Origin of the sequence: Nostoc sp. JL31, assembly GCF_017114965.1 — a bacterium.
GTDB classification, from domain to species: Bacteria; Cyanobacteriota; Cyanobacteriia; order Cyanobacteriales; family Nostocaceae; genus Nostoc; species Nostoc punctiforme_A.
Window position 1 is genome coordinate 20,094 of record NZ_JABXKO010000014.1, and the last position, 23,796, is coordinate 43,889.

A 23,796-nucleotide genomic window follows, 5' to 3' on the forward strand; every position below is an offset into this window, starting at 1 on the left:
CAAAGGACAGATAACAAAGATGGTTGAAAGCGTAGTTAAAAATTGGCAAGGAGAACAGGTCGGTGAGACGACCTTCGAGTTGCGCGTTGCTAAAGAAGGAACAGCGTCTCATATTGTGCACCGCGCCTTAGTACGGCAATTGACCAATGCTCGTCAAGGGAATGCCAGCACAAAAACTCGTGCTGAAGTCAGAGGTGGTGGCCGTAAACCTTGGCGGCAAAAAGGTACTGGTCGCGCTCGTGCAGGGTCTATTCGTTCACCATTGTGGCGTGGTGGTGGTGTGATCTTTGGGCCAAAGCCTAGAGACTTCGACCTGAAGTTGAACCGCAAAGAGCGACGTTTAGCACTGCGGACAGCATTTGTCGGTCGTATTGACGACTTGATCGTAGTAGAAGAATTTAGCACCGAGCTATCTCGCCCCAAAACTAAAGACTTAGTGGCAGCCCTTGCCCGTTGGGGAATAGTACCAGAAAGCAAGGCACTGTTAATTTTGTCTGAAATTGCGGATACAGATAACGTTTATTTATCAGCCCGCAACATTGAAAATTTAAAACTAATTGCAGCCGACCAGCTAAATGTTTTTGATTTACTGCACGCTGACAAAATTGTAGTTACGGCATCAGCCCTAGAAAAAATTCAGGAGGTCTACAGTGCCTAGCTTTGACCCCCGCGACCTTGCTGACTTAGTACGTCGCCCAATCGTCACCGAAAAAGCGACCATCTTGATGGAGCAAAATAAGTACACCTTTGAAGTAATTCCAAAGGCATCTAAGCCAGAAATCAAGGCTGCGATCGAAGACTTGTTTCAGGTCAAGGTTGTAAAAGTAAACACCATCTTACCACCGCGCAAAAAGCGGCGCGTTGGTAAATTTATTGGTTATAAACCCCAATATAAGCGAGCCATTGTCACCGTCGCACCTGGGGATGAAGACAAGATTAGACAAGTTCTATTCCCAGAAGTCTAAACAAGTTGTGAGTTAGGAGTTAAGAGTTACTGAACTCAACACTCAACACTCAGCACGGGCTAAACCCCCGCTATCGCTAACAGCACTCAGCACTTAAAAATATGGGTACCCGTTCTTATCGCCCTTATACCCCCAGCACTCGCCAAGTTACAATCTCTGACTTTGCGGAGATTACCAGAACCGAGCCAGAAAAATCCTTAACAACCTCGAAGCATCGCGCTAAAGGTCGGAATAATCACGGGCGGATTACTAGTCGTCGCCGGGGTGGCGGACATAAACAGCTTTATAGGATCATAGATTTTAAAAGGGATAAACATAATATTCCTGCCAAAGTCGCAGCAATTGAATACGATCCTAACCGTAACGCCAGAATTGCCCTTTTGTATTACCAAGACGGCGAAAAACGGTACATACTTCACCCTAACGGGTTGAAAGTTGGAACAATAATTATTTCTGGGCCGGAAGCACCTTTTGAAGATGGTAATGCCTTACCACTCTGGAAGATTCCTTTAGGTACTAGTGTTCACAACGTAGAATTCACTCCTGGTAAAGGTGGTCAAATTGTACGTGCAGCAGGTGCTAGCGCCCAAGTTGTGGCAAAAGAAGGTAATTACGTAACTCTCAAGTTGCCTTCAGGAGAAGTCCGCTTGATTCGACGCGAGTGCTACGCCACTATTGGGCAAGTAGGCAACACCGATGCCAGAAACCTGAGTGCAGGTAAAGCCGGACGAAATCGCTGGAAAGGTCGCCGTCCTAAGGTTAGGGGTAGCGTCATGAACCCAGTGGATCACCCACATGGTGGTGGTGAAGGTAGAGCGCCTATCGGTAGATCGGGGCCTGTTACACCTTGGGGTAAACCCACATTGGGTGCGAAGACACGCAATCGCAAGAAACTTAGCAGCAAGTTGATTGTGCGTCGTCGTCGTAAGTCTTCTAAACGCGGTCGCGGTGGTCGTGAATCTTAAAGAGTTAGAAGTTATGAGTTATGAGTTATGAGTTGAACCTAACTTATTAACTCCTCACTCCTGACTCCTCACTCCTAATTCCTAAATCCTAAATCCAAAATTGAACTATGGGTCGTTCTCTAAAAAAAGGTCCTTTCGTTGCGGATCATCTCCTAAAGAAAATTGAAAAGCTCAACGACAACAACAGAAAAGAAGTTATTAAAACTTGGTCAAGAGCTTCGACAATTTTGCCTCTGATGGTAGGACATACCATAGCTGTTCACAACGGACGCCAACACGTTCCCGTTTTTGTAAATGAACAGATGGTAGGACATAAGTTGGGTGAATTTGCCCCGACACGCACCTACAGAGGTCATGGAAAAAGCGACAAAAAAGCAGGTAGGTAGTTATTAGTCATTGGTCATTTGTAATTTGTCATTGGTCATTAGTTATTAGCTTTCGACAAAAGACAAAGGATAAAAGACGAAAGACGAAGGACAAAATTGGAGAAAATTATGGCTACTAATACTACTGAAGTAAAAGCGATCGCTCGTTTTATCCGCATCTCGGCTTACAAGGTGCGTCGGGTACTCGATCAAATCCGCGGGCGATCTTACCGAGAAGCGTTAATCATCCTGGAATTCATGCCCTATCGCGCCACTGAACCCATATTGAAGGTTCTCAGAAGCGCTGCTGCCAATGCCGAACACAACGCTGGATTAGATCGGACTCAACTAGTGATTACTCAGGCTTATGCCGATCAAGGGCCGCCGTTGAAGCGGTTCCAACCAAGAGCGCAAGGTCGAGCTTACCAAATTCGCAAGCCGACGTGTCATATTACTGTGGCTGTTGCAGCCGCCCCAGAAAAATAAGCACGTTTACACGAATAAATTGCGTAAAGTAAGAAATTTTAGAGGAAGCATTCGTGGGACAGAAGATTCATCCAGTTGGTTTTCGCCTGGGTATTACACATGAACATCAATCCCGTTGGTTTGCTGTTCCTGATCGTTATCCAGAACTTCTACAAGAAGACTACAAACTCCGTCAATATATAGAACAAAAGCTGGGTAGACAGGCTCAAAACAACGCCGGAATTTCCGAAGTACGGATTGAGCGGAAAGCCGACCAAATCGACTTGGAAGTGCGCACAGCTAGACCTGGGGTAGTAGTGGGTCGTGGTGGACAAGGTATTGAATCATTACGTACCGGACTCCAAGGATTGTTGGGTAGTAATCGCCAAATTCGGATTAACGTAGTTGAAGTTCAACGGGTTGATGCTGATGCCTACCTAATTGCCGAATACATTGCTCAACAATTGGAACGTCGGGTTTCCTTTCGGCGGGTAGTGCGGCAATCTATTCAACGCGCTCAACGGGCGGGTGTCCAAGGTATTAAAATCCAAGTTAGCGGTCGGCTCAACGGTGCAGAAATTGCCCGGACAGAGTGGACTCGTGAAGGTAGAGTACCTTTACATACCTTACGGGCTGACATTGACTACTCTTATTGCACCGCAAAAACTGTTTACGGCATTTTGGGTATCAAAGTATGGGTGTTTAAAGGAGAAATTATTCCTGGACAGGAACCAGATCCACTACCACCAGCAAGCCGCGATCGCGAACGTGACCCCCGCGATCGCGATCGGGAACCCCGTCGCCGTCAACAACAACGTCGTCGCCAGCAATTTGAAGACCGCTCAAATGAAGGATAAATCGTCATTAGTCATTAGTAAATGGCAGATGGCAGATGGCAAATGACAAATGACAAATGACAAACCATGTTAAGCCCTAGAAGAACTAAATTCCGCAAACAACAGCGGGGACGGATGGAAGGACTAGCCACCCGTGGTAGTACCCTCAACTTCGGTGATTTTGCACTCCAAGCACAAGAACCTGCTTGGATTACCTCGCGTCAAATCGAGGCTTCCCGTCGGGCAATGACTCGTTATATTCGTCGGGGTGGACAAATCTGGATTCGGATTTTCCCTGATAAACCTGTAACCATGCGTCCTGCTGAAACCCGGATGGGTTCCGGTAAAGGTAATCCAGAGTTTTGGGTAGCTGTAGTCAAGCCAGGACGAATTTTGTTTGAAATTGGTGGAGTTTCTGAAGAAATCGCTCGTGAAGCGATGCGTTTGGCTTCATTTAAACTGCCCATCAAAACTAAGTTTATTGTGCGCTCTCAACCACAGGAGCAGGAGTAGCTTATGCCTCTTCCCAAGATTTCAGAAGCTAGAGAATTAAGCGACGAGAAGCTCTCTGATGAAATTGTCGCGATCAAAAGACAACTATTTCAGTTGCGCTTGCAAAAAGCCACCAGACAACTAGAAAAGCCCCACCAGTTTCGACAATTGCGCCACCGCCTAGCCCAATTGCTGACGCTAGAAACAGAACGCAAACGGGCAGCAAGTCAATCGGCTAAAGAAGCAAAGTAGGAGATTATGGCAGTTAAAGAACGAGTTGGCTTGGTAGTGAGCGATAAAATGCAAAAAACTGTGGTAGTCGCCATAGAAAACCGCGCTCCTCACCCCAAGTACGGCAAGATTGTGGTTAACACCCAACGATATAAAGTTCACGACGAAGAAAATCAGTGTAAAGTAGGCGATCGCGTTCGCATTCAGGAAACTAGACCCCTGAGTAAAACCAAGCGCTGGAAAATCACAGAAGTCCTGAACGTCAAGCCTACTTAAACCTCATCGTTGTTAGCAACTAACAACATTACAAGGGAGAATAATTGTGATTCAACCCCAGACTTACCTGAATGTCGCAGACAATAGCGGCGCCCGCAAACTGATGTGCATCCGCATCTTAGGCGGAGGCAACCGCCGTTATGGTTTTATTGGCGATAAAATTATCGCAGTTGTCAAAGATGCTACACCCAACATGGCTGTAAAAAAGTCTGATGTCGTGGAAGCAGTAATTGTCAGGACTCGGAAAGCTGTAAATCGTGACAGCGGCATGAGTATTCGCTTTGATGATAACGCCGCTGTAATCATCAACAAAGATGGTAATCCTAGAGGCACACGGGTTTTTGGCCCAGTTGCACGGGAACTGCGCGATAAAAACTTTACTAAAATTGTTTCTCTGGCTCCGGAGGTGCTTTAATGGCAACCAAACAGGGTACGCCCAAAGTATTCCACAAAATGCACGTCAAAACTGGCGACACCGTACAAGTGATTGCTGGCAAAGACAAAGGAAAAGTTGGTGAAATTATCCAGGCACTTCCCCAACTGAGTAAAGTCATCGTCAAGGGTGTCAACATTAAAACCAAGCACGTCAAACCTCAACAAGAAGGGGAATCAGGGCGAATTATTACCCAAGAATTCCCAATTCATAGCTCCAACGTGATGCTTTATTCCACCAAGCAAAACGTTGCCAGTCGTGTTGGTTACACCTTTACCTCAGAAGGCAAAAAGGTCAGAAAACTCAAGAAAACTGGCGAAATTCTAGATAAATAGTCATTAGTCATTAGTCATTAGTTATTAGTAAAAAGACAAATAACAAAAGACAAAGGACAATAAAAGTTCCCTGACCAAGCCCAGGGATATCAGGACAAAAAACTATGCCGACAACAAGACTCAAAACCTTATATCAAGAGACAATCGTCCCCAAACTGATTAATCAGTTTCAATATACCAACGTTCATCAAGTACCGAAGTTGGTAAAGGTTACGATTAACCGGGGTTTGGGTGAAGCAGCTCAAAATGCGAAGTCTCTAGAGGCATCCATTAACGAAATTGCCCTGGTAACAGGTCAAAAACCAGTGGTGACACGGGCGAAAAAGGCGATCGCTGGCTTTAAGATTCGTCAAGGGATGCCTGTGGGGATCATGGTTACTCTCAGAGCCGAACGGATGTATGCCTTTTTCGATCGGTTAGTTAGCCTGTCACTACCCAGAATTCGAGATTTTCGCGGTGTTAGCCCTAAAAGCTTTGACGGACGCGGTAACTATACTCTGGGCGTGAGAGAACAGCTAATTTTTCCAGAAGTCGAATACGACAGCATCGATCAAGTGCGTGGGATGGATATTTCCATCATCACCACAGCAAAAAACGACGAAGAGGGACGCGCCTTACTTAAAGAATTAGGAATGCCCTTTCGCGATCAGTAAGTTCATCTATAGAGGGAACGATGGCGGCTAACGACACAATTGCAGATATGCTGACGCGCATCCGCAATGCCAACCTGGCGCGGCATCAAACTACACAAGTGCCAGCGACAAAATTGACCCGAAGCATTGCCAAAGTGCTACGGGAGGAAGGCTTTATTGCTGAAATCGAAGAAGCAGAAGAAGGGGTAAAACGCAATCTGGTGATTTCCCTAAAATACAAGGGAAAAAACCGTCAGCCTCTGATCACCGCCTTAAAGCGGGTCAGTAAGCCTGGCTTACGTGTTTATTCAAATCGAAAAGAATTACCAAGGGTACTAGGCGGCATTGGCATTGCCATTATTTCTACATCCAGTGGCATTATGACTGACCGCGAAGCGCGACGTCAGAACTTGGGTGGCGAAGTACTTTGTTACGTTTGGTAGTCATTGGTCATTAGTCATTTGTCATTAGTGAAAGACAAAGGACAAAAGGCAAAGGACAAATAACAAAGGACAAAAAGTCATGTCTCGTATTGGTAAACGTCCAATTACTATTCCCGCCAAAGTTCAAGTGGCGATCGATGGTACAAATATTGTGGTGAAAGGCCCGAAAGGAGAACTTTCTCGCACTCTCAGAGATAATGTCTCACTCTCTCAAGAGGGGGAAATATTACACGTAAATCGTCGGGATGAAACTCGGACATCGAAGCAATTGCACGGCTTGAGCCGCACTTTAGTTGCCAACATGGTCGAGGGAGTTTCCCAAGGTTTTCAGCGCCGTTTGGAAATTCAAGGTGTTGGTTACAGGGCACAACTTCAAGGTCGTAACCTAGTTTTAAATATGGGTTATAGCCATCAAGTGCAAATTGAACCACCAGATGGAATTCAGTTTGCCGTAGAAGGTACCACTAACGTCATTGTTAGCGGCTATGACAAAGAAATCGTCGGTAACACAGCCGCCAAAATTCGTGCCGTTCGTCCACCAGAACCTTACAAAGGTAAAGGCATTCGCTATGCCGGTGAAGTGGTCAGACGGAAAGCTGGTAAGACTGGTAAGGGTGGTAAGAAGTAGAAATGAAACTTACTCGTAGAGAATCAAAAAACCGTCGTCATCGACGCGTTCGTGGCAAAGTTGTTGGCTCCCCAGAACGTCCGCGTTTAGCGGTATTCCGTTCTAATGAGCATATTTATGCCCAGCTAATCGATGATACTCAGCATCAAACTATCGTGGCTGCATCGACCGTAGAACCAGAGTTGAAATCTAGTTTAGCGTCATGTGCAAACCGCGATGCATCAGTACAAGTCGGTAAGTTGATCGCAGTGCGATCGCTAGAAAAAGGCATCACCAAAGTAGTCTTTGATCGCGGTGGTAACTTATATCATGGTCGTGTCAAAGCACTAGCTGATGCAGCACGCGAAGCTGGTTTAGATTTCTAAAGTCATTAGTCATTAGTCATTAGTTATTGGACAAATGACAAAGGACAAATGACAAATGACAACTGACAACTGACGTTCACCAGAGCATAAATTATGGCAACAGAGCGTAAAAGTAGAACAAAGCGTGCCAAAAAAGAAGAAACCACTTGGCAAGAGCGGGTTATCCAAATCCGCCGCGTAAGTAAAGTGGTCAAAGGTGGTAAAAAACTCAGCTTCCGAGCGATCGTTGTCGTTGGTAACGAACGCGGTCAGGTTGGAGTCGGAGTAGGCAAAGCTTCAGATGTAATAGGTGCCGTTAAAAAAGGTGTAGCCGACGGCAAAAAACACCTTATTGATATCCCAATCACCAAATCCAACTCCATCCCCCATCCCATTGATGGCGTCGGTGGCGGTGCGAAAGTGATGATGCGCCCAGCCTCACCTGGTACTGGGGTAATTGCGGGTGGTGCTGTGCGAACTGTGTTGGAATTGGCAGGAGTTCGTAACGTTTTAGCCAAGCAACTAGGCTCCAACAATCCACTCAATAATGCTAGAGCCGCAGTTAATGCCTTATCTACACTGCGTACCCTTTCTGAAGTCGCCGAAGATCGCGGTATTCCTATTCAAAATCTCTACATCTAATTTAGTCATTAGTCATTGGTCATTAGTCATTAGTGAATAACAAAGGACAAATGACAAATGACAAACGCCCCTACGGGTTCGCCAGTTACTCATGGGGGAGACCCCCAAGACCGCACTGGCTCACAAATGACAAACGAAAAATGAGAACTTGATAACTTATGAGACTCCATGATGTTAAGCCGCAAAAAGGCTCAAAGAAACGCAAGAAGCGTGTAGCTAGAGGTATTTCTGCCGGTCAAGGCGCTAGTGCTGGTCTAGGTATGCGGGGTCAAAAATCTCGTTCTGGTAGTGGTACCCGACCAGGTTTTGAAGGTGGTCAACAGCCATTGTACCGCCGCTTACCTAAGCTGAAGGGCTTTCCGATTATTAATCAGAAGATTTACACTACGATTAATGTAGAGAAGCTAGCCTCCCTTCCCGCGAATACGGAAGTAACTTTGACCTCATTGAAAGCCGCAGGTATCCTGACTGCTGTCAAAGGGCCATTGAAAGTTTTAGGTAACGGGGAATTGAGCATTCCGCTCAAAGTACAAGCGGCAGCTTTTACAGGTTCAGCTCGTAGCAAAATTGAGGCAGCTGGTGGTAGTTGTGAAGTCTTATGAGTGAGCCGGAACAGCGCACTTAAATGTAAGCCAACTCGCTGCCAGTGCTTGGTTCACTATAAAGGTAGCACTCTATGATCAGTCGAGATAAAGCCCCAACGGCTCAAGAAACTTTTATGCAGATGGCACAGGCAGCTGGCCTTAGAGGTAGGCTGCTTGTCACCGTCGGTATTTTAATTTTGGTTCGCCTGGGTATTTTCTTACCCGTGCCAGGGATTGATAGACCGAGATTTGCTGAAGCCATATCGGGCAGTAATTCCATATTTGGCTTATTGGATATATTTTCTGGGCGAGGACTTTCGACTTTAGGAGTTTTTGCTTTAGGAATTCTGCCCTTCATTAATGCGTCTATTATCATCCAATTGCTCACTGCGGCGATTCCATCTTTAGAAAATTTACAGAAAAATGAAGGGGAAGCCGGTCGGCGAAAAATATCGCAAATTACCCGATATGTAACTGTAGTTTGGGCAATTCTTCAAAGTACAGCTTTTTCGGCATTATTCCTCCAGCAATTCGCCTTAAAGCCAGGGCCAATCTTCGTAGCTGAAACTGCGATCGCTCTGACTGCTGGTTCGATGTTCGTCATGTGGGCATCAGAACTAATTACAGAACGGGGTATTGGGAACGGAGCATCATTGTTGATTTTTGTCAACATTGTTGCGTCATTACCAAAAGCTTTGGGTGATACCATCGACTTGGTGCAAGTCGGCGGTAGGGAAGCAGTGGGTCGGGTGATCGTGTTGATCTTAGTTTTCCTCGCAACAATTGTTGGTATTGTGATTGTTCAAGAAGGAATGCGCCGCATCCCAATTATTTCAGCTCGTCGCCAAGTAGGTAGAAGAGTTTTGGCAGAGCAGCGTAGTTATCTGCCACTGCGGCTAAATCAAGGCGGCGTAATGCCAATTATTTTTGCTGCTGCCATCCTCAGCTTGCCACTGCTGATCGCCAATTTTACTAAAAATGCCGATTTGGCGAATATAGTTAACACTTATTTGAGTCCAAGCGGTTCTAGCTCCTGGGTCTATGCCTTGGTCTACATGGTTTCCATTGTTTTCTTCAGCTACTTCTATTCTTCGTTGATTCTCAACCCGGTAGATGTAGCGCAGAACTTGAAGAAAATGGGTTCTAGTATTCCTGGAATTCGTCCCGGCAAGGCAACTAGCGAGTATATCGAACGCGTGTCCAACCGACTAACTTTTTTGGGTGCGATCTTTTTGGGCTTCGTTGCTATTATCCCCACTGCCGTAGAAAGCGCTTTAAATGTGAAAACTTTCCGGGGAATAGGTGCTACCTCGTTGTTAATTTTAGTTGGTGTGGCAATTGAGACAGCCAAACAAGTCCAAACTTATGTCATCTCTCAGCGCTATGAAGGAATGGTGAAATAATAGTGACGCGATTAATCTTCTTGGGGCCACCTGGAGCGGGTAAAGGAACACAAGCTCAAACCTTGGCTGAACACTTGAATATTCCCCATATTTCTACTGGTGAAATATTAAGACAAGCCATGAAAGAGCAGACTCCTTTAGGAATCAAAGCTCAAAGTTATGTTGATAGCGGCGAGTTAGTACCCGACCAGCTAGTGGAGGACTTGGTACAGGAGCGCCTCGATCGACCAGATGCCAAAAATGGTTGGATTCTAGATGGATTTCCCCGAAAAGTGACCCAAGCAGCTTTTCTGGAGAAGTTACTGGAAGCAATACATCAAGGTGGCGAAAGGGTAGTCAATTTAGATGCACCAAATGAAATTGTCATCGCACGTTTGCTAGCTAGAGGACGAAAAGATGATACCGAAGAGGTGATTCGTCGTCGTTTAGAAGTGTACCGGGCTGAAACTGCACCTTTAATTGATTATTACGGCGATCGCAAAAAACTCCTAACAGTCAATGGCAATCAGTCCCAAGAAGATGTCACTAGTGAGCTACAAAAGGTAATCGCTTCGTGAAAAGAAGGGGAATAGAGAGTATAGAATTCCCTATTCCCCACTTCCCCTCCCAAGAAAAAGATCAATTTTAGCTAAGATATATTAATAAACTGTTGATATATTTCTTAAAATGTGTTTCTTTGCAGATGAAGCGCTGCAACTGAACACGAAATTGTTGAGTTGAGGAAAAAACAAATTGTCTAAGCAAGATTTGATTGAAATGGAAGGCACGGTTACAGAGTCCTTGCCCAATGCGATGTTTCGCGTTGACTTGGACAATGGCTTTAACGTGCTAGCACACATTTCCGGCAAGATTCGCCGAAATTATATCAAGATTTTGCCCGGCGATCGCGTCAAGGTGGAGTTAACCCCCTACGACTTGACCAAAGGCAGAATTACCTATCGACTACGCAAGAAGTAACTAGTAACTATATGTAGAGAATCTTACCATAAAACCATTTTTTTGACTGTTTATTAGTCATTTAACTGGATTAATTTCCCTAGAAATGCTATAATTTTATATTTGGAGTCAAAAAATAAAAGGCATGAAAGTTAGAGCCTCAGTCAAGAAAATTTGTGAAAAATGTAACGTGATCAAACGTCGTGGTCGCGTCATGGTGATTTGCGTGAACCCCAAGCATAAACAACGTCAAGGATAACGCTCTTACCAACAGAGCTAGTTGTAACACGCATATCATCATTAAAACGAAAAGACGCGATCAATCACGTTTTTCCAACCAACAGTAATTGCGACAACAATAGGGAGAGTTCATTGTGGCACGTATTGCCGGAGTAGACCTTCCACGCGATAAGCGCGTCGAGATCGGTCTGACTTATATCTACGGAATTGGGTTATCACGCGCTCAAGAAATTATAGCGGCAACTGGTGTGAATCCAGACATCCGTGTTAAGGACTTAAGTGATGCCGATGTAACAGCCCTACGAGGGGAAATAGAAAGCAACTATCAAGTTGAAGGCGACTTGCGGCGCTTGGAGTCTTTGAACATCAAGCGCTTAGTTGACATTGGTACCTACAGAGGCCGTCGTCATCGCATGGGCTTACCAGTTAGAGGACAAAGAACTCGCACCAATGCCAGAACCCGTCGAGGCAGAAGGCAGACAGTGGCTGGGAAGAAGAAGGCTCCAGGGAAATAATTTTGCAACGCTTGTTAATCCGAGCAAGTTTTACCTTAAATCAACTAAACAAGTATGGCGAGACAACCAACTAAAAAATCCGGGAGCAAGAAGCAGAAACGGAATGTACCCAGTGGGATGGCCTACATCCAGTCTACTTTCAACAATAGCATTGTCACCATTACCGATCAAAACGGAGATGTCATCTCCTGGGCCAGCGCTGGTTCTAGCGGTTTTAAGGGAGCAAAAAAGGGAACTCCCTTTGCAGCGCAAACCGCTGCTGAAAGTGCAGCCCGTCGAGCTATCGATCAAGGAATGCGCCAAATTGAAGTAATGGTCAGTGGCCCAGGAGCAGGTAGAGAAACCGCTATCCGGGCACTTCAAGGAGCAGGACTGGAAATTACACTGATTCGGGATATTACCCCCATTCCTCACAATGGTTGTCGTCCACCCAAGCGCCGTCGAGTTTAAATACTAAAACTTGGGCAGTGAGGGCAAAAAGTGACAGCCAGCAATGACCGCTTGAACGTCTAACGTGCAAACTGTCATTGAGTTAAAGCTTGGGCGACCAGAAGCGTGTCAGATTTTCCCACCGGGAAAGCTGTTAAGCTTCGGGCTACCCAAAATATTATTAGCGCCTGCAAGCTCAATAGAAGTGTCAAACTATACCGTAATTTTATACTTAATAGTTTGATAGACCTATAATCTACAGGACATAAATTCAATTCTGGAGGCAATTGATTTGTCTGCTAGCAGCACCTTAGAAAAAGGGAGGCTCATCCGTGGCGCAGTTTCAAATTGAATGTGTAGAGTCGAATACCGAAGAAAGTCGGAACCATTACAGTAAATTTGTTTTGGAACCTCTAGAACGCGGTCAAGGAACAACTGTTGGCAACGCACTGCGGCGGGTTTTACTGTCTAATTTAGAAGGTACAGCAGTTACAGCAGTGCGGATTGCGGGCGTTTCACACGAGTTTGCTACAGTTCCGGGCGTGCGGGAAGATGTGCTGGAAATCCTCATGAAAATGAAGGAAGTTATCCTCAAAAACTATTCTTCGCAGCCTCAGATTGGGAGATTACTCGTTACCGGCCCAACAACAATCACTGCGGCGCATTTTGATTTGCCCAGTGAAGTAGAAGTCATCGATCCGACCCAGTATGTAGCCACCATTGCTGAGGGTGGAAAACTGGAAATGGAATTTCGGATCGAGAAAGGCAAAGGCTATCGCACTGTAGAGCGAGGACGTGAGGAAGCCACATCGTTGGATTTTCTGCAAATCGACTCAATATTTATGCCGGTGCGAAAAGTCAACTACAGTGTTGAAGAATCTCGTGGAGAAGGCTTGATTCCAAAAGACCGACTACTGTTGGAAGTTTGGACAAATGGCAGTATTTCCCCTCAAGAAGCACTATCTTCGGCCGCTGCGATCTTGGTAGATTTATTCAACCCGTTGAAAGACATCTCCCTAGAACCAACAGATACAGGTTCCGATATTCCAGACGATCCAACTGCCCAGATCCCCATCGAAGAGTTGCAACTTTCTGTGCGGGCATACAACTGTCTCAAACGGGCACAAGTTAACTCTGTGGCAGATTTGTTGGATTATACCCAAGAAGACCTCTTAGAAATTAAGAACTTTGGGCAGAAGTCAGCAGAAGAAGTCGTGGAAGCTTTGCAACGACGCTTGGGCATTACACTGCCAATGGAAAGAGGCTCTAAACACCCTTAAGAAAAACCTTCATAATTCATAGTGCATAATTATGCGTCACCGTTGTCGCGTCAAAAAACTCAGTAAACCAGCCGATCAACGCCGTGCTTTACTGCGATCGCTCGCCACCGAGCTGATCCGTCATGGTAAGATCACCACCACTTTAATTAGAGCGAAAGTTCTCCGAAGTGAAGTGGAAAAAATGATTACCCTAGCCAAAAATGGCTCCTTGTCAGCACGTCGGGAAGCCCTTGGCTATATCTTCGACAAACAACTGGTTCACGCTCTATTTGAGCAAGCTCCAACTCGATATGGCGATCGCCAGGGCGGTTATACCCGCATCCTGCGTACCGTACCGCGTCGGGGTGATAATGCAAAAATGGCAATAATTGAATTGGTTTAAGTCATTGGTCATTCGTCATTAGTCATTAGTCATTAGTCATTGGTCATTAGTGAATAACAGAGGACAAGTGACAAAGGACAAATGACAAAAGACAAAGGACAAAATCTGTATGTTAGAAAGCCACCAGCCTACACAAACTCATCGAGTAGCCTTGGTAATCCAATACCTGGGCACTCATTTTCATGGCTGGCAAAGGCAAAAACAACACCGGACAGTTCAAGAAGAGATCGAAATTGTGATCGCTACTATTCTTGGGCATCATGTAACATTACACGGTGCTGGGCGAACCGATTCTGGAGTTCACGCTGCTGCTCAAGTAGCCCATTTTGAAGCAACAGGTTTCATTCCGCCTCACAAGTGGGCAACAATCCTCAACAGCTACCTGCCGCCAGATATATTAATCAGGGCTTCAGCTAGTGTCGATAACCGTTGGCACGCTCGCTTTAGTGCAGCCTATCGACGGTATCGCTACACAATATATACTGAAGATCGGCTTAACTTGTTTGTAAGACCCTTCAGTTGGCATTATTATTATGCACCCCTGGATGAATCTTTAATCCAAGCTGCCTTGAAACCTCTCTTGGGAAAGCATCACTTAGCTGCTTTTCACCGTGCAGGCTCAAAGCGATCGCATTCCTGGGTAGAGGTGCAAGCAGTAGAGTGTCGTCGCAGTGGGCCATTTATCCATATTGAAATACAGGCAGATGGATTTTTGTATGGCATGGTACGGCTGTTGGTAGGGATGCTGGTAGAAGTAGGTTCTGGACAACGAACACTTTCTAGCTTCACCGAACTCTGGAAAGAAGAACGCCGGGAAGAAGTCAAATACGCTGCACCGCCTCAAGGCTTGTGCTTGTTGCGAGTCGGCTATCCCGATTTTCCCTTTCCAAAAGAGATTTGGTACGACACCTTGCCAAAGTTCGTCACTAGTCAAGAGTCATTAGTCATTGGTCAGTAGAGACGCGATTAATCGCGTCTCTACAAAGGTCATTAGTGAATAACAAAGGACAACTGACAAATGACAAAAGACAAATGACTAATGACAAATTAAAAATGACAAAGGACAAATGACAAATGACAACAGTTAAAACATACCTTCCTTCTCAAGCAACCCTTGAGCGTGAGTGGTACATAGTAGATGCCACCGATAAACGTCTCGGTCGCCTCGCCAGCGAAATCGCTCAGGTATTGAGAGGCAAAAAGAAACCCGAATATACACCTCATCTAGATACAGGTGACTTCGTAATCGTCATCAATGCCGAGAAAGTAGCAGTCACAGGCAAAAAGCGTACTCAAAAGCTTTACCGCCGCCATTCTGGTCGTCCCGGTGGTATGAAAACCGAAACTTTCGCTAAACTGCAAGACCGCATACCAGAGCGGATTTTAGAACAAGCTGTTAAAGGTATGCTACCTAAAAATAGCCTCGGTAAGCAGTTGTTCACTAAGCTGAAAGTTTACGCTGGTCCTACGCATCCCCATGATGCTCAAAAACCTAAAGAACTAAAAGTTAATACAATTCCTGGAGAAGAAAATTAATGGTAGTAGCAGATGCTAATAGCGGTCGCGCCGTATACTGGGGTACGGGCCGTCGTAAGAACGCAGTAGCAAGAGTACGCTTGGTTCCAGGTAGCGGTCAACTGACTGTAAACGGTAAAGATGGAAACTTGTATTTCCAATTTAACCCCAACTATCTGGGAGTGATTAAAGCGCCCCTGGAAACTCTGGGATTAGAAAACGAATATGACATTTTGGTGAAAGCAGAAGGCGGCGGCTTGACCGGACAGGCTGATTCTGTTCGTTTGGGAGTTGCTCGTGCTTTGTGCCAACTCGACCCAGACAACCGCCCACCTTTGAAAACCGAAGGTTATTTGACTCGTGATCCGAGAGCAAAAGAGCGGAAGAAATATGGTTTACATAAAGCTCGGAAAGCACCTCAGTACTCTAAGCGTTAGGGGATTTTGGATTTTGGATTTTGGATTTTGGATTTAAAATTACTCTGAATAAAGCCGAAAGAATATCTAATTTTTTTAACGAACCGCCAAGGACGCCAAGAACGCCAAGGAGGAAACAGAGGAAACAATAGGTAATTTTATAGCCCGAAGAGAGTAATGGAAAGTCTAAAATCTAAAATTCTACAAACGCTGAAGAGCTAAAAGTTATAATTGATATAGATTCATCACAAAAAGAACAATGGCTAAAGCTGATATTCACCCCAAGTGGTATCCAGATGCTAAAGTTTACTGCAACGGTCAAGTTGTTATGACCATTGGCTCTACCAAGCCAGAATTGCACGTAGATGTTTGGTCTGGAAATCACCCTTTTTACACAGGCACTCAGAAGATTATTGACACTGAGGGTCGAGTAGAGCGCTTCCTCCGCAAGTACGGTATGAGCAGCACTCAAACATCTGGCGACGAACAAGACAAAAAGTAGCGAGTTGGCTCTGCTGTTAACGACGGCCCTGCATCAGCTGGGTCGATTTTCATTTATATGCTCGAGCCAATTTGTTATTTTTTAAGGAGCGATCGCACTCGTCATGGCTGAATCATACTTACTGGACAAACTAAAATCCGTTGAACAAACTTTTAATGAATTAACACGTCGTCTTGGCGACCCCGATACCGCTAGCAACCCTGATGAATATCAAGAAATTGCTAAGTCTCGTTCTTCTTTGGAAGAGGTTGTTGATACTTATGAAATTTGGAAAACAGCCCAAGAAGACTTGATCGGAGCGCGTCAGGTTTACAAAGAATCTGCAAGTGACCCAGAGTTGCAAGAAATGGCATCACTGGAAGTAAAAGAACTTGAAGAAAAAATAGAACATTTAGAGTCTCGCTTGAAAGTCTTGCTGCTACCACGCGACCCCAATGATGAAAAGAATATCATGTTGGAAATTCGCGCTGGTACTGGTGGCGATGAAGCAAGTATTTGGGCTGGCGATTTGATGCAGATGTACACCCGCTATGCCCAGACTCAAGGTTGGAAAGTTTCTCTAGTGAGCGAATCTCGCGGAGAAATGGGTGGCTGGAAAGAGGTCATTCTCGAAATTAAAGGTAATGACGTTTACAGCCAGTTAAAGTTTGAAGCTGGAGTGCATCGTGTGCAGCGCGTGCCGGCAACTGAATCTGGAGGACGGGTTCATACTTCCACAGCTACGGTGGCGATTATGCCAGAGGTCGATGATGTGGAAATTCATATTGACCCGAAAGATATTGAAATGACTACAGCCCGTTCTGGTGGTGCTGGTGGACAAAACGTCAACAAGGTGGAAACAGCCGTTGACTTGATGCACAAACCGACGGGAATACGCATTTTCTGTACAGAAGAACGCAGCCAGTTGCAAAACAAAGAACGGGCGATGCAAATTCTGCGGGCGAAGTTGTATGACATCAAGTTAGGCGAACAACAAGCAGCTGTTACTTCCATGCGGCGATCGCAGGTTGGTACTGGATCGCGATCGGAAAAAATTCGCACCTATAATTATAAAGATAACCGCGCTACCGATCATCGGTTAGGTCAGAATTATTCTCTTACCCCTGTTTTGGATGGTGATTTAGAGACACTGATCCAGTCTTGTATATCTCTAGACCAGCAAGAACGTCTGGCGGAGTTAGCGACTTCTGCCGCTAACTAATTTTTTTGTTAAATATCCCAATACGCTTGGGTTAAGGTTATTGGTATTTGAAGACGCGATAAATCGCGTCTCTACATGAGGGTTTTGTTGCTCATTCTAAACTTGTAAAACCACTTGTTGTACTGTTGCTTTTAACACAGACAGGTGGTTTTCTAATATTGCGTGGAGTATATCTTCTATTTCACTGGGATAATGGTAATAAGCAAATTCGTACTTCATAACGTAATTTAGCTTCGCCCATTCCTTCAGGGTTTGACAGGCATAAATTAACTTTTCTATTTCTTTTTGCCAACGTGCAAAAATCCGGTAGCTAAAAAAGCTGCTGCATATATTGCCTTTTACATCCCAGTAGGAAATACACACTTGATGTTTCAGAAGGTGGATTTTTTTGATTTGCTTAACATTGTAGCCTTTAACTTTTAAAGCTTCTTTGGTTTCTGCGTCAGAAATGTTCCACTGTTCTGGTTTAATTTTATTAGTGGCTATAAAGTTTTTACCTTTGCGGCGATATTGATTAATTTTGCGTGGCTTGCGAAACATGATGCACCTTCGATATTATTTCTTCGCAGCAAAGTCTAGCTACTAGCGCAACCGCCGTAGCAAACTAAGTTTTTTGGGTTGATTAAAGATAGATGGGTTATTCTACTAGCTTGATGCCTGTAGTTGCCGATTTACAACCAGAGATATAGTTTAGTACTAAAACACAAGGCTGTCAATATAAAAGTAAACTTGTAATATTGAAAGTAGACTTGTAAATAAAGTTGGCTAGCTATATAAGCAGTGAAGATCGAAAGCAAACAAAAACTGATTGAAATCATTAAACTAGCTCGCGGTTCAATGAGTCAGCGAGCCTTTGGTAAGCTTTTGGGAGTATCTGCTACTGCCGTTCAGATGTGGGAAAAAGGTGTGAAGGTTCCAGATACAGAAAATTTGGCTCGAATCGCATCGAAAGCAGGCTACACAATGGAAGAGTTAATCAGCTGCATTGATGGCAAGCCAATTCCAGAAACCTCAGATTTGAGTCTGATTCTTAGACAAATCCAGCACATGCCTTTGGCACAAGTGGCTCAAATTGTCCAAGCTGCGGCAGATAGATTGGCGGCTGTGGCTGAAGCATCCGGGGATGAAGCGAAGGCTAGTTGAATATTAAAATAATTCGTAATTCGTAATTCGTAATTAAGTTTTTTTAACTAGCTCGTGGTTTCTTGCTGTCAAGGTTCAACTCTATGGACAAACCTTTTTTGTATGACCAAGATTTCTATGGCTGGACACAGCAGCAGGCTAAAGCGTTAGAGCAGAGGCTAGTTATGGAACTAGACTGGCAACACCTGCAAGAGGAAATTCAAGCTTTAGGGAGACAGGAGTATCGGGAACTCGTGAGTCGTCTGAGTGTATTACTTGGTCATCTCTTGAAGTGGGAGTATCAACCCGAACAACGTTCTCGCAGTTGGTTTTTAACAATTCGAGAACAGCGTCGCGCCATCTACAGACATTTGCGACAGAATCCTAGCTTAAAGTCTCGAATAGAAGAAGCCTTGTTAGATGGCTTTGAAGCGGGAGTAGATTTGGCACTACGAGAAACTAACTTACCATTACGAACTTTTCCAGAGCATTGCCCGTATTTATTTGATGATGCGATCGCAGACAATTTTCTGTGCGATACTCGTCAAGACTGGGAAGGATAATTTCTACCATTTTTCTTAGGTTCATTTGTTATTAATAGACACATTATATTTGTCAATAAGTAATAGAAACTATTTTTTCAAAATCTTGGAAATCGCAGCTTTGCTGTTTTTGAATATCTTGAACATATATATTGTAGTACAGCTTGTTGTCTTGAAATTTGAAGAAAGATCCTACTATGGGTAACTGCTCACCTTTAAGTCTGAAAACTATTCTGTTAAGTTTATATTTTCCATATTGATTAACAAGATAAATAAAGCTATCAAAACTTCCATTTACAGCTTTTTCAAATTCTAGTAGATTTTTATCTAATTTATTAGAACTTTGCAAGATTAAAGGTGGTATATCTTCAATACTATTGAGCTTATTACTCGTAAATACTGCGTCTTTTTTGGTATATGCAATAATTTCATGATAATTATATAAAATACCAATTTCTGAACAAGATTTTTTTAGGTATCTTTGAATCTGCTTCTCATGATTCCGCAAGTTTTCTTCTTCTCGCTTCACTTCCACAATCATTAGAGAAGGAGAATATGGTTTAAAATATTCATTTTGTACAGTTTTATATAATTCTATATCATGATAATCAGATTCAACTTTAATATCAATTCTGCTTGGAAATAATCCACTTTCATTTACCAAAAAGTAGATAAACAATTGCCTAACTTTTTCTTCTGGTCGTCCATCTAGAACAATTTCCCTGCCTTTAATCAAACACTTTGTATATTCTGCATAGTTTCTCTTATATATATTTAGTTTTCTAGATATTTCTTCACTTAAGCTAGTCATAGATAGTCAGGTTGGTTTATAAACTGGTTCTAGGGATGCAATAATATTGCATCCCTTATTATTTCTCATGCAATTTAAAATTGCTTTTTGTCTATTTTTCTCCGAAAAAGCTTAATATTTTAGTAACTAATTCTGCCCAATACTGTCCTGCTTTAATCTCTAAAAATGTATTTAGGCTTTGCTCAGTTTCAAGTTCGTGCTTCAATGTCTGACATACATTATCTCCATATTTTTCACCTTGAGGTCTTTCCCTGCCTTTTTCATTAATTAAAGCTATCCAGAAATCAGAATCTTCGCTTTGAGGTGATAATTTTCTTATAGCTTCATATTGAATTTCTACACCTACTTCACTTATAAAATTGTCATAAAAGGAGTTAAATTGTATGACTAATTCAGGGATAAATGTTTTTAAAGATTCATTAGCAGATGTAAGCTCATTAAGGATATTTTCTAATTCTTGTTTTGCTTCTTTTGTAAACTTCTTCAACATTTCATCTTCATTACTGGCTAAAGCATTGAGAAAATTATCTTTATCTGCCTGTACATCTTCTTCACTATAAATATCAGTATTTAGTTTTACGATATCATTACGATAGTATCTCAAAGCATCATAGAACAAAATATTTTCCAGGAAAAAATCTAGGTTCAAATGCCTGAATGTAGCTTGAATCTCTTCTTTTCTGATTTGAATTCCTGTATCATAATCGCCATCACATCCATGAACTTGTTCCGGTTCATTTTTATGAGGTAATACCAAAGTTACAAATCTATGATGAAAATCTTTTGATTTAGATGTAAGATGATAGCCTATTAATTTACTAATATTAGCTTCAGGAGCAGCATTAAAGGGAGTTACAAAGAGACAGATGGTATCCTGATTCTCAATATATTTCTGCAAGTCTTTACGAATTGGATTTTCATCAAGTCCTTTAGTATCTACAACTGAGTCGAACTGAGACAAGTTTGAGCCTGATAAAACATCATAGCTCACATAAAGATATATTTTTCTTGGAATAGCAAACTCTTTTAACTCAACATTATTAATGGCAGCAAAGGTATTTTTTATCCATACTTGCTCGTTTTTTTGATTATCAAATTCAATCTTATTATTATTTCTAGATTCAAGCTGTGAATTATTCAAGGCAAGTTTTTTAAACTCATCTAATCCTAACTTATCAAATTCTTCCTTAGCTAGATCAACTTTTGTTACCTCATTATTAATTGTTGGATAGCGTAACTTCATTTCTGTAACATTTCTAATAGCCCTTTCAATTTCTTGAGAAATAATTATCTTCTTATCTGGGTTAGCATTATCTTTGTCTGCAATATAGTCGCAGAATTCAAAAATAATATTTTCCATTTCATCAACTGTATAAGGCTCTATCTCTATATAAGTTTTTTCCGCAGCTTTGATAATTACTTCACATATAGTAGTTTTACCTGCTCCAGTTGATAGTAACTCTTTGGTTTCGATTACATTCCGAGGCTTATTAGCAATAGTTTTGGAAACACTGAAGTCGCCTATTAAGTTAAAAAGGTGGCATATAGCCGTTGTTTTTCCTTGACCAATAGTACCTATAAAAGCAATCTTATATTTATCTATACTAAGAATTTTTTCTATTTCATCTAATCGCTCTAACTTTGATTTCAGGTTATTTATGTAAATATGATTACGAACATTAATATCAGAATTACGTGAATTTTTATTTATTTCCTTGTTCAAATTTTGTTTCAAGGATGCAATCTTTTCTTGCCATGTTATCGTCAACATACTGTTTATCCTGTTTCGATGCTTACTTACTTGATATTTACAGTATGCCCATTATGGTTAAATATCTAACAACAGCCTCATAACACTACCAACCCCTTCTCTGGTAAGACTTTAGCCATTTGGTGATGAGCAAGGCGATCGCTAATTTTGGCTGAGTTAGAGGTTCTGGTAAAAATACATAACGGCTACACAAACTAAGTCCATCTACGTGGACTCCAACAAGTTGAAACCCACGGAGGTGGGTTTTGTCTGTATAGCTGCGATTTCTAATCACCAGGGCTAGGGTATTTTACTGGCAGTTAAGGAATAAATGGTTTTAAAACAGTGCAATCTTAAAATATTTAGGGGTGCAGCTATGTCGCTACGCAATGAGCCTTTAGATTGGCAACTTGAAACGAATAATCCTTATATACCAGTTTATCATCAAGGCAATTTGGTAGGTTTTTTTAAACCAGAATATGCCAATGAAATTATTAAAATTTTAAATGAAGAAGAAGTTTTAAAAAAAGCGCTGAAAATGGCTTGTACTGATTTAATTAAAAAAATCGGCGGCGATACTAGAAAAGTCAATTATTTAATGGAAAAATATGTAAAAACTAGTGAGCGTCCGAAGCATGGAACTAGAGCGATCGCAGTTTTACTTAGCGATCGGCAAAAAGAGCTTGACTTGAGTAACCAGGAATTTGCTAAATTCTGCGACACTTTTAAATTATCCCCTACCGAACTGAATAATATTTATGCTGGACAAGCATTTGATGATAGTTTGTTAGCGCCTCTTTCACGTATATTAGGGATGGCAAAAGAGCAATTGCTGAAAGTGCGAGATGGTTCTGAAGAATTAAGTAACACATGAACAGCAAATCAAAATTTTCAAATGATATAAAGTTGTGAAAACAGACATCATCTTTTATCGGCTGTTTCAAGAATTTCCTGATATCTTCTTTGAAATTATTGGTAATTCTCCAGAAGAAGCTAGCCTTTATCAATTTTCATCAGTTGAAATCAAACAAACAGCCTTCAGAATCGATGGTGTGTTTTTGCCTACACAAGTAAGCGAGAACCAGATTTACTTTGTTGAAGTGCAATTTCAAACGGATGGTGAAATTTATTCACGGCTAATTGCAGAAATATGTTTATACCTCCGTCAGAATCAACCATCAAATGACTGGGGTGCTGTGGTTTTATACCCAAACAGGAATGTAGATACAGGAGATATTAAACATTACCGTGAGTTTTTCACAAGTGGGCGTGTCAGACGCATTTATTTGGATGAATTAGGTGAAGGTGCATTGCTTCCAATTGGCATTGCAACTGCTAAATTAGTAATTGCAACCGATGATATAGCGATCGCACAAGCAAGGGAGTTGATAGACAGAAGCAAGTCCGAGATAAATTCACCACCAAAACAGCAGCAATTATTACAATTTATAGAGACTATTTTGGCTTACAAGTTTCCCACAATGAGTAGGAAGGAGATGGAGGAAATGTTTGGTTTAAGCGAGTTAAAGCAAACCAGATTTTATCAGGAAGCCTTTCAGGAAGGTGTTGAACAAGGTAAGGTTCAAGGCATCGAGCAAGGCATTGAACAAGGTAAGGTTCAAGGCATTGAGCAAGGTAAACTCAGAGCAGTACCAGCAATGTTGGCAGCCGGGTTGACTGTAGAACAAGTAGCACAGGCGCTAGATTTGAGTGTCGAACAAGTCAGACAAGCCGCGCAGTAGGATTCTTCTGATCAAGGAGTAGAGGAATTGGTGGACTACAACATAGGAACTATGAGTTTCAAAGATACAAAAGTTTATCAAGAAGCATTTGAAGAAGGGCGTTTGGAAGGTTTACGGCAATCAGTACCTCGTCTATTAGACTTAGCGTTAACTATTGAGCAAGTTGCGGAGGGATTAGGTTTAACTATAAACCAAGCTCAAAACGCGAAACTCTATCATGATGGCATCCAAATAGGGGAGCGTAGAGCCAAATTACAATTAATACCCACCTTATTAAAATTGGGGGTGACTGTGGAACAAGTGGCAGAGGCATTTAGTTTCAGTGTCGAAGAAGTCAGACAAGTAGCACAAAGCCAGCCTTAAGATAGATGTGG

The 23,796-nt window shown here is 42.7% G+C and carries 39 protein-coding genes; 35 read left to right on the forward strand and 4 right to left on the reverse strand.

Features of this window, described 5'->3' with window-relative positions; all coding sequences use genetic code 11:
- The first annotated feature begins 19 nt into the window (after window positions 1-19).
- The 30 genes from rplD to prfA all read left to right on the forward strand — a co-directional run bounded on the left by rplD (window position 20) and on the right by prfA (window position 17,455).
- The gene (gene rplD, locus HWQ43_RS01175; protein WP_094349088.1) at window positions 20-658 is read left to right on the forward strand and encodes a 50S ribosomal protein L4; all 639 of its coding nucleotides are present in this window, start codon (window positions 20-22) and stop codon (window positions 656-658) included.
- On the forward strand, window positions 651-965 hold the full coding sequence (locus tag HWQ43_RS01180) for a 50S ribosomal protein L23 (RefSeq protein ID WP_094349089.1): 315 nt from the start codon (window positions 651-653) through the stop codon (window positions 963-965). The genes rplD and HWQ43_RS01180 overlap by 8 nt, the downstream gene beginning before the upstream one ends.
- 101 nt (window positions 966-1,066) lie before the next feature.
- Window positions 1,067-1,930: a 50S ribosomal protein L2 gene (gene rplB / locus HWQ43_RS01185; protein WP_292729109.1), complete on the forward strand. Its 864-nt coding sequence runs from the start codon at window positions 1,067-1,069 to the stop codon at window positions 1,928-1,930.
- A gap of 107 nt (window positions 1,931-2,037) precedes the next feature.
- The gene (gene rpsS, locus HWQ43_RS01190; protein WP_012410721.1) at window positions 2,038-2,316 is read left to right on the forward strand and encodes a 30S ribosomal protein S19; all 279 of its coding nucleotides are present in this window, start codon (window positions 2,038-2,040) and stop codon (window positions 2,314-2,316) included.
- A gap of 108 nt (window positions 2,317-2,424) precedes the next feature.
- The gene (gene rplV, locus HWQ43_RS01195) at window positions 2,425-2,781 is read left to right on the forward strand and encodes a 50S ribosomal protein L22 (RefSeq protein WP_069070777.1); all 357 of its coding nucleotides are present in this window, start codon (window positions 2,425-2,427) and stop codon (window positions 2,779-2,781) included.
- A 53-nt stretch (window positions 2,782-2,834) separates the two neighbouring features.
- Complete coding sequence (gene rpsC / locus HWQ43_RS01200; RefSeq protein WP_094342453.1) at window positions 2,835-3,617, forward strand: 30S ribosomal protein S3; 783 nt, start codon at window positions 2,835-2,837, stop codon at window positions 3,615-3,617.
- Window positions 3,618-3,683: 66 nt separating this feature from the next.
- The gene (gene rplP / locus HWQ43_RS01205) at window positions 3,684-4,109 is read left to right on the forward strand and encodes a 50S ribosomal protein L16 (protein ID WP_012410718.1); all 426 of its coding nucleotides are present in this window, start codon (window positions 3,684-3,686) and stop codon (window positions 4,107-4,109) included.
- A gap of 3 nt (window positions 4,110-4,112) precedes the next feature.
- Entirely contained in the window at window positions 4,113-4,340 is a 228-nt protein-coding gene (rpmC, locus tag HWQ43_RS01210; RefSeq protein WP_289799262.1) for a 50S ribosomal protein L29, read from the forward strand.
- Between the two features lie 6 nt (window positions 4,341-4,346).
- On the forward strand, window positions 4,347-4,595 hold the full coding sequence (gene rpsQ / locus HWQ43_RS01215; protein WP_094349093.1) for a 30S ribosomal protein S17: 249 nt from the start codon (window positions 4,347-4,349) through the stop codon (window positions 4,593-4,595).
- A gap of 46 nt (window positions 4,596-4,641) precedes the next feature.
- Window positions 4,642-5,010: a 50S ribosomal protein L14 gene (gene rplN, locus HWQ43_RS01220; RefSeq protein WP_099101129.1), complete on the forward strand. Its 369-nt coding sequence runs from the start codon at window positions 4,642-4,644 to the stop codon at window positions 5,008-5,010.
- Window positions 5,010-5,363: a 50S ribosomal protein L24 gene (gene rplX, locus HWQ43_RS01225; protein ID WP_292729115.1), complete on the forward strand. Its 354-nt coding sequence runs from the start codon at window positions 5,010-5,012 to the stop codon at window positions 5,361-5,363. The genes rplN and rplX overlap by 1 nt, the downstream gene beginning before the upstream one ends.
- 104 nt (window positions 5,364-5,467) lie before the next feature.
- Complete coding sequence (gene rplE / locus HWQ43_RS01230; RefSeq protein WP_094349095.1) at window positions 5,468-6,016, forward strand: 50S ribosomal protein L5; 549 nt, start codon at window positions 5,468-5,470, stop codon at window positions 6,014-6,016.
- Between the two features lie 20 nt (window positions 6,017-6,036).
- Complete coding sequence (rpsH, locus tag HWQ43_RS01235) at window positions 6,037-6,438, forward strand: 30S ribosomal protein S8 (RefSeq protein ID WP_094349096.1); 402 nt, start codon at window positions 6,037-6,039, stop codon at window positions 6,436-6,438.
- Between the two features lie 79 nt (window positions 6,439-6,517).
- Window positions 6,518-7,066: a 50S ribosomal protein L6 gene (rplF, locus tag HWQ43_RS01240; RefSeq protein WP_163927942.1), complete on the forward strand. Its 549-nt coding sequence runs from the start codon at window positions 6,518-6,520 to the stop codon at window positions 7,064-7,066.
- A gap of 2 nt (window positions 7,067-7,068) precedes the next feature.
- Window positions 7,069-7,431 (forward strand): 50S ribosomal protein L18, encoded by a 363-nt coding sequence (rplR, locus tag HWQ43_RS01245; RefSeq protein ID WP_292729120.1) that lies wholly within the window; start codon window positions 7,069-7,071, stop codon window positions 7,429-7,431.
- A gap of 93 nt (window positions 7,432-7,524) precedes the next feature.
- Window positions 7,525-8,052 (forward strand): 30S ribosomal protein S5, encoded by a 528-nt coding sequence (rpsE, locus tag HWQ43_RS01250; RefSeq protein ID WP_094349099.1) that lies wholly within the window; start codon window positions 7,525-7,527, stop codon window positions 8,050-8,052.
- Window positions 8,053-8,210: 158 nt separating this feature from the next.
- On the forward strand, window positions 8,211-8,654 hold the full coding sequence (gene rplO / locus HWQ43_RS01255) for a 50S ribosomal protein L15 (RefSeq protein ID WP_292729123.1): 444 nt from the start codon (window positions 8,211-8,213) through the stop codon (window positions 8,652-8,654).
- Window positions 8,655-8,728: 74 nt separating this feature from the next.
- Window positions 8,729-10,039 (forward strand): preprotein translocase subunit SecY, encoded by a 1,311-nt coding sequence (gene secY / locus HWQ43_RS01260; protein WP_292729126.1) that lies wholly within the window; start codon window positions 8,729-8,731, stop codon window positions 10,037-10,039.
- A gap of 2 nt (window positions 10,040-10,041) precedes the next feature.
- The gene (locus tag HWQ43_RS01265) at window positions 10,042-10,596 is read left to right on the forward strand and encodes an adenylate kinase (protein WP_292729129.1); all 555 of its coding nucleotides are present in this window, start codon (window positions 10,042-10,044) and stop codon (window positions 10,594-10,596) included.
- Window positions 10,597-10,771: 175 nt separating this feature from the next.
- Window positions 10,772-10,996 (forward strand): translation initiation factor IF-1, encoded by a 225-nt coding sequence (gene infA / locus HWQ43_RS01270; protein WP_006276978.1) that lies wholly within the window; start codon window positions 10,772-10,774, stop codon window positions 10,994-10,996.
- Between the two features lie 124 nt (window positions 10,997-11,120).
- Window positions 11,121-11,234, forward strand: coding sequence for a 50S ribosomal protein L36 (gene rpmJ, locus HWQ43_RS01275; protein WP_015129703.1), 114 nt, complete (start codon window positions 11,121-11,123; stop codon window positions 11,232-11,234).
- Window positions 11,235-11,349: 115 nt separating this feature from the next.
- Window positions 11,350-11,730: a 30S ribosomal protein S13 gene (gene rpsM, locus HWQ43_RS01280; protein ID WP_094349103.1), complete on the forward strand. Its 381-nt coding sequence runs from the start codon at window positions 11,350-11,352 to the stop codon at window positions 11,728-11,730.
- Window positions 11,731-11,784: 54 nt separating this feature from the next.
- The gene (gene rpsK, locus HWQ43_RS01285; RefSeq protein WP_012410703.1) at window positions 11,785-12,180 is read left to right on the forward strand and encodes a 30S ribosomal protein S11; all 396 of its coding nucleotides are present in this window, start codon (window positions 11,785-11,787) and stop codon (window positions 12,178-12,180) included.
- Between the two features lie 311 nt (window positions 12,181-12,491).
- Entirely contained in the window at window positions 12,492-13,439 is a 948-nt protein-coding gene (locus tag HWQ43_RS01290; RefSeq protein ID WP_118167590.1) for a DNA-directed RNA polymerase subunit alpha, read from the forward strand.
- Between the two features lie 31 nt (window positions 13,440-13,470).
- Window positions 13,471-13,821 (forward strand): 50S ribosomal protein L17, encoded by a 351-nt coding sequence (gene rplQ / locus HWQ43_RS01295; RefSeq protein ID WP_094349105.1) that lies wholly within the window; start codon window positions 13,471-13,473, stop codon window positions 13,819-13,821.
- A gap of 109 nt (window positions 13,822-13,930) precedes the next feature.
- Window positions 13,931-14,779 (forward strand): tRNA pseudouridine(38-40) synthase TruA, encoded by an 849-nt coding sequence (gene truA / locus HWQ43_RS01300; RefSeq protein ID WP_292729135.1) that lies wholly within the window; start codon window positions 13,931-13,933, stop codon window positions 14,777-14,779.
- 116 nt (window positions 14,780-14,895) lie between these two features.
- The gene (rplM, locus tag HWQ43_RS01305; RefSeq protein WP_114081992.1) at window positions 14,896-15,357 is read left to right on the forward strand and encodes a 50S ribosomal protein L13; all 462 of its coding nucleotides are present in this window, start codon (window positions 14,896-14,898) and stop codon (window positions 15,355-15,357) included.
- Window positions 15,357-15,773, forward strand: a complete 417-nt coding sequence (gene rpsI, locus HWQ43_RS01310; RefSeq protein WP_229554269.1) for a 30S ribosomal protein S9 — start codon at window positions 15,357-15,359, stop codon at window positions 15,771-15,773. The genes rplM and rpsI overlap by 1 nt, the downstream gene beginning before the upstream one ends.
- A gap of 238 nt (window positions 15,774-16,011) precedes the next feature.
- A complete protein-coding gene (gene rpmE / locus HWQ43_RS01315) occupies window positions 16,012-16,254 on the forward strand; it encodes a 50S ribosomal protein L31 (RefSeq protein WP_069070756.1) in 243 nt (80 codons plus the stop codon).
- Window positions 16,255-16,357: 103 nt separating this feature from the next.
- Window positions 16,358-17,455, forward strand: a complete 1,098-nt coding sequence (gene prfA / locus HWQ43_RS01320; protein ID WP_185583541.1) for a peptide chain release factor 1 — start codon at window positions 16,358-16,360, stop codon at window positions 17,453-17,455.
- A gap of 96 nt (window positions 17,456-17,551) precedes the next feature.
- On the opposite strand, the gene HWQ43_RS01325 is transcribed toward prfA, so the two are convergent.
- Window positions 17,552-17,995 (reverse strand): hypothetical protein, encoded by a 444-nt coding sequence (locus HWQ43_RS01325; protein WP_292729146.1) that lies wholly within the window; start codon window positions 17,993-17,995, stop codon window positions 17,552-17,554.
- Window positions 17,996-18,235: 240 nt separating this feature from the next.
- Between HWQ43_RS01325 and HWQ43_RS01330 the strand changes: the two genes are divergently transcribed.
- Complete coding sequence (locus tag HWQ43_RS01330) at window positions 18,236-18,598, forward strand: helix-turn-helix transcriptional regulator (protein ID WP_012410694.1); 363 nt, start codon at window positions 18,236-18,238, stop codon at window positions 18,596-18,598.
- Window positions 18,599-18,681: 83 nt separating this feature from the next.
- Complete coding sequence (locus tag HWQ43_RS01335) at window positions 18,682-19,140, forward strand: DUF29 domain-containing protein (protein WP_292729151.1); 459 nt, start codon at window positions 18,682-18,684, stop codon at window positions 19,138-19,140.
- 52 nt (window positions 19,141-19,192) lie between these two features.
- Here HWQ43_RS01335 and HWQ43_RS01340 read toward each other — a convergent pair whose 3' ends face one another.
- The 3 genes from HWQ43_RS01340 to HWQ43_RS01350 form a co-directional block, all read right to left on the reverse strand.
- A complete protein-coding gene (locus HWQ43_RS01340) occupies window positions 19,193-19,930 on the reverse strand; it encodes a type I restriction enzyme HsdR N-terminal domain-containing protein (protein WP_292729153.1) in 738 nt (245 codons plus the stop codon).
- A 91-nt stretch (window positions 19,931-20,021) separates the two neighbouring features.
- Complete coding sequence (locus HWQ43_RS01345) at window positions 20,022-21,701, reverse strand: hypothetical protein (protein WP_292729157.1); 1,680 nt, start codon at window positions 21,699-21,701, stop codon at window positions 20,022-20,024.
- 85 nt (window positions 21,702-21,786) lie between these two features.
- Window positions 21,787-21,975, reverse strand: a complete 189-nt coding sequence (locus HWQ43_RS01350; RefSeq protein ID WP_292729159.1) for a hypothetical protein — start codon at window positions 21,973-21,975, stop codon at window positions 21,787-21,789.
- A gap of 81 nt (window positions 21,976-22,056) precedes the next feature.
- Between HWQ43_RS01350 and HWQ43_RS01355 the strand changes: the two genes are divergently transcribed.
- From HWQ43_RS01355 to HWQ43_RS01365, 3 genes are read left to right on the forward strand one after another with little or no spacing between them, the layout of a single operon-like run.
- Window positions 22,057-22,554, forward strand: coding sequence for a hypothetical protein (locus HWQ43_RS01355; protein ID WP_292729161.1), 498 nt, complete (start codon window positions 22,057-22,059; stop codon window positions 22,552-22,554).
- A gap of 34 nt (window positions 22,555-22,588) precedes the next feature.
- Window positions 22,589-23,422, forward strand: a complete 834-nt coding sequence (locus HWQ43_RS01360; protein ID WP_292729163.1) for an Rpn family recombination-promoting nuclease/putative transposase — start codon at window positions 22,589-22,591, stop codon at window positions 23,420-23,422.
- Window positions 23,423-23,473: 51 nt separating this feature from the next.
- On the forward strand, window positions 23,474-23,785 hold the full coding sequence (locus HWQ43_RS01365) for a hypothetical protein (protein ID WP_292729164.1): 312 nt from the start codon (window positions 23,474-23,476) through the stop codon (window positions 23,783-23,785).
- The last annotated feature ends 11 nt before the right edge of the window (window positions 23,786-23,796 follow it).